This window comes from Micromonospora fluostatini, assembly GCF_050410825.1.
GTDB classification, from domain to species: domain Bacteria; phylum Actinomycetota; class Actinomycetes; order Mycobacteriales; family Micromonosporaceae; genus Micromonospora; species Micromonospora rosaria.
In genome coordinates this window covers 3597093-3610124 of record NZ_CP191251.1, presented here as the reverse complement: position 1 = coordinate 3610124, position 13032 = coordinate 3597093, and the positions used below count along the sequence as shown (strand labels likewise).

General features: G+C 74.6%; 9 protein-coding genes. 2 read left to right on the top strand and 7 right to left on the bottom strand.

Going from position 1 to position 13032, the window contains the following annotated elements:
- Positions 1-45 precede the first annotated feature (45 nt).
- Positions 46-1302: an SGNH/GDSL hydrolase family protein gene (locus tag ACQUFX_RS15735; protein ID WP_428966764.1), complete on the bottom strand. Its 1257-nt coding sequence runs from the start codon at positions 1300-1302 to the stop codon at positions 46-48.
- Between the two features lie 290 nt (positions 1303-1592).
- Between ACQUFX_RS15735 and ACQUFX_RS15730 the strand changes: the two genes are divergently transcribed.
- Positions 1593-3650: a DNA gyrase/topoisomerase IV subunit B gene (locus ACQUFX_RS15730; protein WP_428966763.1), complete on the top strand. Its 2058-nt coding sequence runs from the start codon at positions 1593-1595 to the stop codon at positions 3648-3650.
- A gap of 41 nt (positions 3651-3691) precedes the next feature.
- A complete protein-coding gene (locus tag ACQUFX_RS15725; protein WP_428966762.1) occupies positions 3692-6181 on the top strand; it encodes a DNA gyrase/topoisomerase IV subunit A in 2490 nt (829 codons plus the stop codon).
- Between the two features lie 184 nt (positions 6182-6365).
- On the opposite strand, the gene ACQUFX_RS15720 is transcribed toward ACQUFX_RS15725, so the two are convergent.
- The 6 genes from ACQUFX_RS15720 to ACQUFX_RS15695 form a co-directional block, all read right to left on the bottom strand.
- Positions 6366-7682: a uracil-xanthine permease family protein gene (locus ACQUFX_RS15720; protein WP_428966761.1), complete on the bottom strand. Its 1317-nt coding sequence runs from the start codon at positions 7680-7682 to the stop codon at positions 6366-6368.
- 103 nt (positions 7683-7785) lie between these two features.
- Entirely contained in the window at positions 7786-8418 is a 633-nt protein-coding gene (locus ACQUFX_RS15715; RefSeq protein WP_428966760.1) for an alpha-ketoglutarate-dependent dioxygenase AlkB, read from the bottom strand.
- Between the two features lie 43 nt (positions 8419-8461).
- A complete protein-coding gene (locus tag ACQUFX_RS15710) occupies positions 8462-9517 on the bottom strand; it encodes a PseG/SpsG family protein (RefSeq protein WP_428966964.1) in 1056 nt (351 codons plus the stop codon).
- On the bottom strand, positions 9514-10245 hold the full coding sequence (locus ACQUFX_RS15705) for a cytidylyltransferase domain-containing protein (protein WP_428966759.1): 732 nt from the start codon (positions 10243-10245) through the stop codon (positions 9514-9516). Before ACQUFX_RS15705 ends, ACQUFX_RS15710 begins: the two co-directional genes overlap by 4 nt.
- Positions 10242-12191 (bottom strand): class I SAM-dependent methyltransferase, encoded by a 1950-nt coding sequence (locus ACQUFX_RS15700; RefSeq protein WP_428966758.1) that lies wholly within the window; start codon positions 12189-12191, stop codon positions 10242-10244. The genes ACQUFX_RS15705 and ACQUFX_RS15700 overlap by 4 nt, the downstream gene beginning before the upstream one ends.
- On the bottom strand, positions 12181-13023 hold the full coding sequence (locus ACQUFX_RS15695; RefSeq protein ID WP_428966757.1) for a hypothetical protein: 843 nt from the start codon (positions 13021-13023) through the stop codon (positions 12181-12183). Before ACQUFX_RS15695 ends, ACQUFX_RS15700 begins: the two co-directional genes overlap by 11 nt.
- Positions 13024-13032: the final 9 nt, after the last annotated feature.

Here is a 13032-nt window from a genome sequence, read left to right as displayed (position 1 = left end):
CGGTGGGGGAGGCCCGCCCGGGCGGGCCTCCCCGTGACCGGGCGGTCAGCCGACGGTGACCGTTCCGTTCGTGGCCCGGACGCAGGCCACCGTGCGGGCCGTGGTGGCGGCGGCGCCACCGAGACACTGCCCGAGCACCTGGTGGCCGGCGGCGTTCGGGTGCCAGGACTCCTGGCAGGTCTGGAAGTACGTGACGCAGGTGTTCGCGATCCGCTGGATGGCGATCTTGTCCTTGCCGGCGAGGCTGGTCACCACGGTGCCGTTGGGGCTGTCCTGGAGCCGGATCGGGGTGGCCAGCGCCCCGGTCGGGCTGCCCGCCGACTCGCAGAGCCGGGCGCCGTCGAAGGCCCGCTGCACGTTGAGGTAGACGAGGTCGGTGCCGGGGAACTCGGCGGCCAGGGTGCTCCGGACCGAGCCGACCAGGGTGCCCAGCCCCTGGGAGAAGCGGTGTCCGGGCAGCAGGCTGGCCCGGTGGATCGGGCAGCCGGCCGCGTACCGCTCGGCGCCGAGCGCGCGGAACTTGTCCCGGGTGTCGTCCCGGCTGTCCTCGGAGTGGTAGCCCGGCTCCAGGTCGAACGGGAGCGGGTTGGTGTAGTCCTGCAGGACCACCCGGTGCTGCCCGTCGGCGTCGATCTCGGCGAGCGTGGCGAGGATCTGCCGGACCGCGGCGGTGGTCTCCGCGGTGGCCGCGCCGACCTGCGCGGCGGTGGCCAGGTCGGCGTCACCGCACGGCTTCTGCTCCACCGGGCCGCCCAGGTACGCCCAGAACTCCCACCAGCCGGTCCAGGCGTCGGCGATGAACCGGTTGGCGCACTTCTCCGCGACGTTGCCGAAGGTGAACGAGCTGTTGTTGGAGCCGAGGCCGATCAGGACCAGGTCGATGTCGTGGGTGCGCCCGACCGCCCGCAACTGGTCGAGCTGTGCCGCCACCTGCCGCCCCTTGGCCCGCGTGGAGCTGGCGTTGGCGATGTCGTGCGGCTGCCCGCCGGAGCAGGCCAGGTTGAACCGGTCCTGGATGCCGGGCAGGGCGGCCCGGTGCAGCGAGGCGTTGGCCGACCGGTGGCAGAAGTACGCGTTGCTGTTCGGCGCGGTCCAGCCGGGGAAGCCCTGGACCGTCCCGGTGGCGTCGGTCACCGGGGTGTACGCCCCGGCGCCCTCGCCGCTGACGAAGCTGTCCCCGAGCGCCACGGCCGCGGTGGGCAGGGCGGCAGCCGCCGGGGCCGACAGCGCGACGGTGGTCGACAGCGCCGCGACGGCGACGCTGAGGGCCGCCCCGAGGGCGGCGCGACGGATTCTGGCCATGGGCACCCCATCCATCCATGGAAATATGAAAGTTTCTCCAGGTGGCCGATCAGATCACGATCGTGTGACGTGCGTCAACGTCCGGACCCGTCCGGGGTGACCGGATTCCGGGGTAATTGCAGGCCAGCCGGGGGGCCCGTGGGAGCGTGCCCGACCGGTGTTCCGGCCGGTCGGCCGAGCGGGGTGTCGCCAGCCTGTCGGCGTGTCGGGCTAGGCTCGCTGCGGCGCGCCGCTGAGGATCTTGCGGAGAGGCGGGCCGCCAGCACCGCCGAGACCAGGAGTACGACCAGTTGACCGCACAGCCTGAGGCCCTGTACGGGGCCGACGACCTGACCCACCTGGAGGGGCTGGACGCCGTCCGCAAGCGCCCGGGTATGTACATCGGCTCGACCGACAGCCGTGGTGTGGGCCACCTCGTCAACGAGATCCTGGACAACTCCACCGACGAGGGGGTCGCCGGGCACGCCACCCGGGTCGAGGTGACCCTGCACGCCGACGGGTCGGTGCAGGTCGACGACGACGGCCGGGGCATCCCCACCGACGTGCACGCCAAGTCGGGCATCTCCGGCGTGGAGCTGGTGCTCACCCGGCTGCACGCCGGTGGCAAGTTCGGCGGCTCCGGGTACAAGACCTCCGGCGGCCTGCACGGGGTGGGCGCGTCGGCGGTCAACGCGCTGTCCCGGCGCTTCGACGTGACGGTCCGGCGCGGCGGCAAGATCCACGCGATGTCGTTCCGGCACGGCGTCCCCGGCGTCTTCGACGGCGACGGCCCGGACGCCCCGTTCACCCCCGGCCCCGGCCTCCAGGTCGTCGGGGCGATGAAGCGCGGCACCCGGACCGGCACCTCGATCCGGTACTGGCACGACGCCCGGTACTTCGAGACCGGCGCGGCGCTGGACGTCGACGCGGTCCGGATGAAGCTGCGCAACACCGCCTTCCTCGTCCCCGGGGTGGGCTACACGCTGCGCGACGAGACCGGTGAGGAGCCGGTCGAGGAGAGCTTCCACTTCCCGGCCGGCCTCACCGACATGGTGGAGTTCCTGGCTCCGGCCGGCGACCGGCCGGTCTCCGGCACCCTGCTGGTCACCGGGGAGGGCACCTACCGGGAGAACGCCGCCGACGCCAACGGCGTCATGCAGGCCAACGTGCAGCGCCGGGCCGAGGTCGAGGTGGCGCTGCGCTGGGGCACCGGGTACGACCGCACCGTCGAGTGCTTCACCAACACCATCCGCAACGCTCACGGCGGCACCCACCGCAAGGGCTTCGAGCGGGCCCTGGTCCGCACCCTGGCCGACGCCGTCCGCGCGACCCGGGGGCTGCTCAAGGCCAAGGAGGACCCGCCCACCCTGGACGACGTCCTGGAGGGCATGACCGCGGTGGTGCACGTCCGGCTCCCCGAGCCGCAGTTCACCTCGCAGACCAAGGACGAGCTCTCCACCGCCGGCATCACCAAGGTCATCCAGACCCTGGTGGAGCAGCACGTGAAGGCGTGGCTGGAGGACCGCCGGACCAAGGCCGAGGCCCGGACGGTGCTCCAGAAGATCGTCGACGCGGCCCGGGTCCGGCTCACCCAGAAGCAGCAGAAGGACGCCGCCCGGCGCAAGACCGCCCTGGAGGGCGCGTCCATGCCGCCGAAGCTGGTCGACTGCCGCTCCACCGGGGTCGAGCGCAGCGAGCTGTTCATCGTCGAGGGGGACAGCGCGCTGGGCTCCAGCCGGATGGCCCGGGTCGCCGAGTACCAGGCCCTGCTCCCCATCCGGGGCAAGATCCTCAACGTGCAGAAGGCGAACCTCCAGCAGGTGCTGGACAACGCCGAGTGCGCCGCGATCGTGCAGGTGCTGGGGGCCGGCTCCGGGCGTACCTTCGACCTCTCCGCGCTGCGGTACGGCCGCGTCCTGATCATGGCGGACGCGGACGTCGACGGCGCGCACATCCGGACCCTGCTGATCACCCTCTTCGCCCGCTACATGCGCCCGTTGATCGAGGCGGGCCGGCTCTACGCCGCGATGCCCCCGCTGCACAAGATCACCACCAAGGGGCGCAACGCGCAGACCGTCTACACCTACACCCAGGCCGAGATGGAGGCCACGGTCCGCCGGCTGGAGAAGGCCGGCAAGCAGATCGTCACCCCGGTACCCCGGTTCAAGGGCCTCGGCGAGATGAACGCCGACGAGTTGTGGGAGACCACGATGAACCCGGCCACCCGGGCGGTCCGCCGGATCACCCTCGACGACGTCGAGGCCGCCGAGCGGATCCTCGAACTGCTGATGGGGGAGAAGGTCGAGCCGCGCCGCAACTGGCTGATCGACTCCGCCGACCGGGTCGACCGGGAGGCGATCGACGCATGACCGGCCCCGTCCCCGCCGCCCGCCCAGGAGAGAACTGAACGATGGCACGCCGCAAGGACAACCGCGCGCGGGCCGACCTGGCCGCCTTCGACCAGGCCGGCGCGCGGGTCTTCGACAACCCGCTGGTCACCGAGGTCTCCGACTCCTACCTGGAGTACGCCTTCTCGGTGATCCACTCCCGCGCGCTGCCGGACGCCCGGGACGGGCTCAAGCCGGTGCACCGGCGGATCCTCTACTCGATGCACGAGTCCGGCTTCCGCCCCGACCGCCCGTACGTGAAGTCGGCCCGGGTGGTCGGCGACGTGATGGGGCGCTACCACCCGCACGGCGACGCGGCCATCTACGACGCGATGGTCCGGCTCGCCCAGGACTTCTCGCTGAACGTCCCCCTCATCGACGGGCACGGCAACTTCGGCAGCCCGGACGACGGCCCGGCCGCCGCGCGGTACACCGAGTCCCGGATGTCGCGGGAGGCGATGCTGCTCGTCGGCGAGCTGGGCGAGGAGACCGTCGACGTCGAGCCGAACTACGACGGCTCGCTGACCCAGCCGACCGTGCTGCCGGCCGCCTTCCCGAACCTGCTGGTCAACGGGGCGTCCGGGATCGCGGTCGGGATGGCCACCAACATGATCCCGCACAACCTCGGCGAGGTGGTCGCGGCGGCCCGCTGGCTGATCCGGCACCCGGACGCCACCCTGGACAAGCTGATGGAGTTCGTCCCCGGCCCCGACCTGCCCACCGGCGGCCTGCTGCTCGGCCTCGACGAGGTGCGCCGGGCGTACGAGTCCGGGCGCGGCGTGGTCCGGATGCGCGGCAAGGTGGAGATCGGCCCGGTGGAGGGCAGCCGGGGCCGGCAGGCGATCACCGTCGTCGAGCTGCCGTACGGGGTGGGCGCCGAGAAGGTGATCACCGCGATCACCAACGAGGTGAACAAGACCAAGCGGCTCACGGGCATCGCCGACGTCAAGGACCTCACCGACCGGGAGAACGGCACCCGGCTGGTCATCGAGTGCAAGGTCGGGGTCAACCCGCAGGCGCTGCTGGCCGACCTGTACCGGCTCACCCCGCTGGAGCAGTCCTTCGGCGTCAACAACCTGGTCCTGGTCGACGGCCAGCCCCGTACCCTCGGGTTGAAGTCGCTGCTGGAGGTCTTCCTGGCCCACCGGTACGACGTGGTCACCCGGCGCACCACGCACCGCCGCCGCAAGCGCGAGGAGCGGCTGCACCTGGTCGACGGCCTGCTGGTCGCCCTGCTCGACATCGACAAGGTGGTCAGGCTGATCCGAGCCGCCGAGGACGCGCAGGACGCCAAGGACGGCCTGATGCGGCGGTTCCGGCTCTCCGAGATCCAGGCGACCTACATCCTGGACACCCCGCTGCGCCGGCTGACCAGGTACGACCGGCTGGAGCTGGAGGCCGAGCAGGAGAAGCTGCGCCGGGAGATCGCCGAGCTGTCCGCCATCCTCGACGACGAGAAGGTGCTGAGGAAACTCGTCTCCGACGAACTCGCCGCCGTGGCGAAGCAGTCCGCCACGCCCCGCCGGACCACCCTGGTCGACGGGGACCTCAAGGAGGTGCTGGCCGCCTCGGTGCCGGCCGGCCCGCTGGAGGTCGCCGACGACCCCTGCCAGGTGATCCTGTCGGCGACCGGGCTGGTCGCCCGGACCGCCGCGGAGTCGGAGGAGGCCGCCGAGGGGCGGCGCAGCAGCGGCCGGGTCAAGCACGACACCGTCCGCGCGGTGGTGCACTCCACCGCCCGGGGCCGGGTGCTGCTGGTCACCAGCGCCGGCCGGGCGTTCAAGATCGACGTACTGCCGTTGCCGGTGCTGCCCGAGCAGTCCGGGACGGTGTCGCTGCGCGGCGGGATGGCCGCCGCCGAACTGGTGCCGCTGGAGGCCGGGGAGACGGTCGTCGGGCTGGCCCCGGTCGGGCCGGCCGCCGAGGGCTCACCGGGGCTCGCCCTGGGCACCCGTCAGGGCGTGGTGAAGGTCTGCGCCCCCGACTGGCCGGTCCGTTCGGACGAGTTCGAGGTGATCGGGCTGCGCGAGGGCGACGAGGTGGTCGGGGCGACCTGGCTCACCGACGGCGCGGAGAGCCTCACCTTCATCACCTCCGAGGCGTCCCTGCTGCGGTTCGCCGCGACCGTGGTCCGGCCGCAGGGGCTCAAGGGCGGCGGGATGGCCGGGGTCAGCCTGCCGGCCGGCGCCCGGGTGGTGTTCTTCGGCGCGGTCCGCACCGACGACCCGGCGCACGGGGAGCCGATGGTGGTCACCTCCACCGGCGCCACCGTCAAGGTCACGCCCTTCGCCGCGTACCCGGCGAAGGGCCGGGCGACCGGCGGGGTGCGCGCGCAGCGCTTCCTCAAGGGCGAGGTGGACCTGACGGCGGCCTGGGTCGGTGCCCGCCCCCTCGGCGCCACCGCCACCGGCGACCCGGTCGACCTGCCCCCCGCCGACCCCCGCCGCGACGGCTCCGGCTTCGCCGTCATGCTCGGCCCCACCGTCCTCGGCCACCACCTAGACCGCGACTAACCCCCCCACCCCCACCCCCACCCCGCGCCTCCCCCCGCGCCCCCCGCCCCCACCCCCTCGCCCCGTTGATCATGGAGTTAGCGGCAGTGAGGAAGATCGAGACTGCCGCCAAGTCCATGATCGACGGGGGCGGGACGGGGGAGGGGCGGGGAGGGGGCGGGGGAGGCGCGGGGGGAGGGGGAGGTTATGGGGTGGGGGTGCGGAGGTGGGTGATGGTGCGCATGGTGTGGTAGATCAGGAGGGCGGCGGCGGTGCCCAGGGCGATGCCGTTGAAGGAGAGGTCGCCGGCGGTGAGGGTGTAGTTCGCCGCGCCGATGATCACCGCGACGGCGGCGGTCAGCAGGTTGACCGGGTCGTGGAAGTCGACCCGGTTCTCGATCCAGATCCGCGCGCCGAGGATGGCGATCAGGCCGTACAGGGCGGTGGTCGCGCCGCCGAGCACGCCGGCCGGCACGGTGAGGATCAGCGCGCCGAACTTCGGGCTCAGCCCGAGCAGCACCGCCGTCAGCCCGGCCACCCAGTACGCGGCCGTCGAGTAGACCCGGGTCGCCGCCATCACGCCGATGTTCTCGGCGTACGTGGTGGTGCCGGAGCCGCCCCCGGAGCCGGCGAGGACGGTGGCCAGGCCGTCGCCGAGGAAGGCCCGCCCCATGTCCTTGTCCAGGCTGCGGCCGGTCATCGCGGCGACCGCCTTGACGTGGCCGGCGTTCTCCGCGATCAGCACCAGGATCACCGGGATCACCAGCACCACCGCGTGCAGGCTGAAACTGGGGGTGTGGAACTGCGGCATCCCTACCCAGGCGGCCTCCCGCAGGTCGGTCAGCGCGGCCGGGTCGAGGCCGCCCACGGCGGCGGCGAAGAGCCAGCCGACCACCACCCCGACCAGGATGGACAGCCGGGACAGGAAGCCCCGGAAGACCACCGTGGCGAGCAGGATCGCGGCCAGGGTGACCAGCGCGATCAGCGGCTGCGCCTTGACGCCGGTGCCGCTGCCGTCGCCGTCCCAGGCCACCGGGGCGAGGTTCAGCCCGATCAGCATGACGATCGCCCCGGTGACCACCGGCGGCATCAGCACGTCGATCCACCGGGTACCCGCGACCTGCACCACCACGCCGACCAGGGCGAGCGCCGCGCCGGCGACGACGATGCCGCCGAGCGCCGGGCCGATGTCCCCGCCGGCCTTCGCGGCCAGCACCGGCGCGATGAAGGCGAACGACGAGCCGAGGTACGACGGCAGCCGGTTCCCGGTGATCAGCAGGAACAGCAGGGTGCCGAGCCCGGAGAAGAACAGCGTGGTGGCCGGCGGGAAGCCGGTGATCAGCGGCACCGTGAAGGTGGCGCCGAACATGGCCACCACGTGCTGCACGCCGATGCCGACCGTACGGGGCCAGGAGAGCCGTTCTCCCGGGTGCACCACGTCGCCGGGACGGACGGTCCGCCCGTCGCCGTGCACGGTCCAGGGGCGCCAGCGGGAGCGCGACTCGGTAGGGGTGTCGGTCATGGGCGTCCTTCGCCTCGCAGGTGACGGGGCGTGAACGACCCTGGACGTCGTTTCTAGCAGAGCGCCGAGTCGTCGATGTTTCAGGGCCCGGCGGGCCCCTCCCTCAGGCCACCCCGGTCGGCCGGAACTGGACGCTCACCCGGGGCCCGACCGGGCGGGTCGTCTTCGGGATCGCGTGCTCCCAGGTGCGTTGGCAGGAGCCCCCCATCACCACCAGGTCGCCGTGGCCGAGCGGAAAGCGCAGGCCGGCTCCGCCGCCGCGCGGGCGCAGCAGCAGCGGGCGGGGCGAGCCGAACGAGACGATGGCGACCATGGTGTCGGTGTGCGCGGAGCGGCCGTGGGTGTCCCCGTGCCAGGCGACGCTGTCCCGCCCGTCGCGGTACAGGCACATTCCGGCGGTCACGAACGGCTCGCCCAACTCCGGCGCGTAGTGCGCGGTGAGCGCCGCCCGGGCGGCGGTGAGCGTCGGGTGGGGCAGCGGCCGGTGCCCGGCGTACCAGCAGAGCAGGCGGGGGACGTCGACCTCGGTGTCGTACATGGTGCGCCGCTCGGCCCGCCACGGCACCTGGCCGAGCAGGGTGTCGAGGACCGCGTCGGAGCCGTGCACCCAGCCGGGCAGGTGGTCGACCCACGCGCCCCGGCTCAGCGGGTGCCGGCGCAGCCCGGTCAGCGGGCCGAGGCCGGGCCCGTCGGCGGCGAGGTCGAGCATCGACGGCTGGTAGGCGGCACCGGACATGCCGCCAGCCTACCGGCTTCTTCGTACAGGTGTGCGAGGGTGGTCAGCCCGGCACGCCCGTGCCGACCAGGGCGAGGACCGCGTCGGCGACCCGGGCGCGGCCCCGGCCGTCCACCGTCGACCAGCCCCGGGCGGCGAGCGCGGCCCGGCGGTCGGGGGAGTCGAGCAGGTCCCGTAGCGTCCGGGTCGCGTCGGCGCGGGCGGTCTCGCCGACCGGCCCGGCGGCGGCCAGCGCGGGCAGCTCGCCCAGCCCGGCCACGATCCCCTCGGCCACCACCCGGCGGTACGACTCGCGCTGGTTGTCGACCACGCAGACCAGCGCGGCCGGCGCGCCCAGGCAGCACAGCTCCCAGGTGGAGGTGCCGGCGGCGCTGACCACCAGGTCGGCGGCGGTGATCAGGGCCGGCAGTTCGTCGGTGGGGTCGACCGGGCGCAGCGTCTGGCGCGGCCCCGGGGTGAGCGCGGCCAACTCGGTCCCGACGTCGGCCCGGCCGACCACCACGGTCAGCGCCATCGGCGCGCCGGTGTCCAGCAGCACCCGGGCCAGCACCGGTGCCGCCCCGAAGGCGTCGGTGCCGCCGAAGAAGGCGAGCACCCGGGGCCGGGCGACCGGCGTCACCGGCCGGGGCGCCGCCGGCCGGGCGGCCAGCACCCGGTCCCGCAGCAGCGGGTACGCCGTCCCGGCGAGCAGCCGGCCGGGCAGCGGCCCGTACGTCGCGCCCAGGTTCTGGTCCAGGTACACGTCGGCGTCCTGCCCCCGGGTGTCCCCGTCGACGACTGCGAGGGTCACCACGCCCGCCGCGCGCAGCGCCCCCGCCCCGGCCGGGTCCAGCTCGTACGAGTCGAGCACCAGCACGTCGAGCCGGTGCCGGCGGGCCGTGGCGACCAGGTCGTCGGGGCGCTCCGGCCCCGGGTGCAGCGGAATTCCCCGGTCGGCGAGTTGGCGGGCCGCCCAGCCGACCTGCTCGACGGTGCCGAAGAACTCCACCCGGTGCCCCCGGGCCAGGAACTCCTCGGCCAGGGCGAGGCAGCGGACCAGGTGCCCCACGCCCCGGACCGGCCCGGCGTCGCAGCGCACCCCGACTCGTACCGTGCTCAGGACTCCTCCAACCGCTTCTGCCGCACGTCGGCGTTGAGGGAGCGTAGCGCGGGCTGCCCGACGAGCCAGTCGGCGAGCTTGGCCAGCGGGACGCTCACGTCGCCGAAGTGGTCGACGACCGCCCGCACCAGCGCCCAGTCCTGCTCGGTGTCGAGGGTGAGCCGCAGGTCGGACCGGTCCGGGGTGAGGGTCAGCCCGAGCACCCGGAACAGCTCCGGACGGGTGTACGCGTACGAGGTGACGTGCACCCGGTGGTGGTCGGTGGCGATCCGGTCCAGGGTGCGCAGCGCGTCCGCCCGGATGATCTCCACGTCCAGCCCCCGGGGCAGGGTCCGGGCGATCGAGGTGCTGACGTAGTCCAGCCCCGGCACCGCCTGGTAGACCCGGGCGACGGTGGTGATGATCTCCGGGTCGAGCAGCGGGCAGTCGGCGGTGAACCGCATCACCGCGTCCCCGGGGTGCCGCTCCAGCGCCCCCACGAACCGGCCGAGCACGTCGTCCACCGGCCCCCGGTGACAGGGGACGGCCAGCCGCCGGCACTCGGCCACCACCTCGTCGTCGACGGCGTCGGTGCTGGTGGCGACCACCAGGTCGGCGAGGACGCCGCTGTCGGTGGCGGCGCGGACCACCCGGCCGAGGACACTGCGCCCGGCCAGCGGCCGGAGTACCTTGCCCGGCAGCCGGGTCGAGCCCATCCGGGCCTGCACGACCCCGACGATCCGGTTCATGATCTCTCCTTGTTGGCCTTGTGTTGCCGTACCGCCGTGCGGACCTGTCGTTTCGCGGCGCCGGCACCGCGCCGGGCCATCCGCAGCGGGGTGATCGCCATCCGGCCCACCTTGTAGCCGAGCGTGCCGCTGAGCAGGTCGAGCTTCGCCTCGGCCCGGCGCAGCGCCCGTTCCCGGTGGTCGAGCAGGTCCTGCGTCCAGGTCAACAGCGCGGTCAGCCGGTCCAGCTCCTCGCCCCGGCGCCGCCACGCCTCGTGGAGCTGCTGCTGGTTCGGCGTGCCCGCCGGGGGCGCGGTGGGCTCCACCGCGCGCAGCCCGGCGGCGAGGTCGTCGCGTCCGGCGTCGTCCAGCCCGCGCCGCGCGGCGGTCACCGCCGCCTCCACCTCGACGGCGCGGGCCACGGTCGCCCGGTCGAGGTCCCGGCCGGCCAGCCCGCCGAGGACCACGGTCAGGCCGGCCACGTCCAGCGTCGACGTCCACGGGTGGGCGTACCCGCCGGTGAGCAGGTCGGCCGCGAACCGCCACAGGGACCGGGCCAGCACCACCTCGACCGCCAGCGGCTCCACCGGGTGCCAGCTCGGGTCGAGGACCGCGTACCCGCCCCCGGGCGGGCACACTACGTTGTCCACGCCGGCCACCGCCGCCGCCCCGGCCAACCGGCCGTCGACACTCTGCCCGGCCAGCCAGTCCGCGTACCCGGTGAGCAGGGCGCGCAGCGCGGTCAGGTCGCGGCGCAGGGTGGCGTCGAGCAGCAGGGTCCGCAGCAGCCGGCCCTCGGCGACCCGGCCGGTGAGCGCGGTGGGCTCCCGGTGGGCCACCGCCCCGGCCGCACCCGGTGCGGTGGGCGCGGTCGTCGACGGGGCGAGCGCCCGCCACCGCCAGCCGTCGGCGCCGTCGTACACCTCGGTCACCCCGTCCGCCGGCGACCCGGCCCGGACCAGGGCCACCGGCAGGGTGATCCGGTCCGGCGCGCTGGCGACCGCCGGCCCCGGCGGCCCGGTGGCGGCCGCCGGGGCCGGGTCGTCGCGGGCACCCGCCGGGGCCGCGTCGTCGCCGTCGCCGGCCCCCGCCGGGGCCGCGTAGCCGCCGTCGCCGGACCACGCCGGGGCGGGGCCGGCGGTGCTGGCCAGCGGCCGGTGGGCGAGCAGCAGCCAGCCGGGTGCGAGCGCGGCGGCGAGGCCGGCGTGCAGCGCGTCGACCGCCAGCCGGGCCGGGTCCTGGAGCACCGGCCGGTCGGCGGGGTCGCCGGAGCAGGCGGCGTGCAGCACCGCGTCGAACAGGCCCGAGGTGGGCCGGTCGGCGAGCGGCCCGGTGGCCAGCAGCGCGGTCGCCGCCCCCGGGTCCGGGTACGCGGCGAAGCTGCCCCACGGGTGCAGCCCGGCGGCGGTCAGCCGGGCCCGGAGCTGGTCCAGGGTGGCCGGTCGGGTGGCGTCGAGGACCCCGCTTACGGCCCACCGCGCGTCGTCGCGGCCGGCGTACCACGGGGTGGTGTCGACCAGCCGGCCCAGGCCGACCGGGTTGTCCGCGCGCAGCAGGAGCAGCCCACCCGGGCGCAGCACCGCCACCAGCCGGTCCAGCAGCGCCGACCAGCCCAGCGGTGTCCCCTCCACCGACTCGAGCGCGTCCAGCCCGGCGGCGGCCACCACCACGTCGTAGGAGCCGTCGAGGCCGTCCGGCCCGCCGACCACCAGCCGGGCCGGGGCGTCGGCCAGCCGGTCGGCGTCGGGCACGCCGCGCAGCAGGCAGGTCACCTCGGCGTACGCCAACCGGGCCAGCAGCTCCGGGTGGTGCGGGCCGGCGAACAGCACCCGGGCGCCGGCCGGCACCACCCGGGCGGCCAGCGCGGCCAGCGGGTCACCGCCGGCGGCCCGCCCCCCGGCCAGGTCCGACCAGGCCGGCATCTCGCCGCCGGGCAGGTCGACACGGGGTACGGTCTCAGTGGCCAACGGTCTCCTCCTGCGGATGCGCCCAGCCCAGCAGTTCGCGCAGCTCGGCGGGGGTGCAACGATGGTCGGTGCCCAGTTCCGCGCGGGCGATCCCGGCGGCGACGCCGACGTCGACCCGTTCGCCGTGCAACTGCGGCCACTGCCGGCGGATCCGGGCGGTCCCGCCGAAGGTCGGGTCCTCGTCGGCGAGGATCATCGGGTCGCCGTAGACCGCCGGTTCGCAGCCCGCCGCGATGCCGTAGAAGATCGCGCTGGTCAGCCGGTTGGACGCGACCCGTCGGTGCCGGCGCAGCTCGGCGAGCTGCTTGTCCAGGAAGTACGGGTCGGTGTCGCGCCACCAGTGGCCCCGGTAGCCGTGGCAGATCACCCGGAACCCGGCCTTCTCGTAGAGCTGACGGACCCGGCGCATGCCGTACTCGTGCCAGTACAGGCAGACCGTCACCGGGCCCGGTTCGGTGTCCCGGATCCGGGCGATCAGCTCCCGGTGGTCACCCCGGACGTTCTGCCCCTCCCAGCCGTGGAACGGGTACCAGATGGTGCCGGTGCGCTCGCGGGCCGGCGGGGTCTGCGGGCTCAGCGCCAGCAGGTACGCGAACGGCGCGCCGATCACCGCCACGTTGCGCCGCCCCAGCGACCAGGCCCGCCGCCGGGTCTGCTCCGACCAGAGCAGGCTCGGGGTCCCCGTCACGTACGGGTGGCCGGGGGCGAGCCCGTCGCCGATGTTCCAGCCGTGCTGGACGTACCCGTTGATCCGGGGCGGGTGGCCGTCGCCCAGCCCGCAGTAGCGGGCCAGGACGTGGGCGTGGCCGTAGAAGTGGTTGGCGTGGTGCATCGGCTTCCT

Coding starts and splice junctions, on each gene's coding strand:
- ACQUFX_RS15735 (WP_428966764.1), bottom strand. CDS start 1,302: ATGGCCAGAATCCGTCGCGCCGCCCTCGGGGCGGCCCTCAGCGTCGCC.
- ACQUFX_RS15715 (WP_428966760.1), bottom strand. CDS start 8,418: ATGTCCGGTGCCGCCTACCAGCCGTCGATGCTCGACCTCGCCGCCGAC.
- ACQUFX_RS15705 (WP_428966759.1), bottom strand. CDS start 10,245: ATGAACCGGATCGTCGGGGTCGTGCAGGCCCGGATGGGCTCGACCCGG.
- ACQUFX_RS15725 (WP_428966762.1), top strand. CDS start 3,692: ATGGCACGCCGCAAGGACAACCGCGCGCGGGCCGACCTGGCCGCCTTC.
- ACQUFX_RS15695 (WP_428966757.1), bottom strand. CDS start 13,023: ATGCACCACGCCAACCACTTCTACGGCCACGCCCACGTCCTGGCCCGC.
- ACQUFX_RS15720 (WP_428966761.1), bottom strand. CDS start 7,682: ATGACCGACACCCCTACCGAGTCGCGCTCCCGCTGGCGCCCCTGGACC.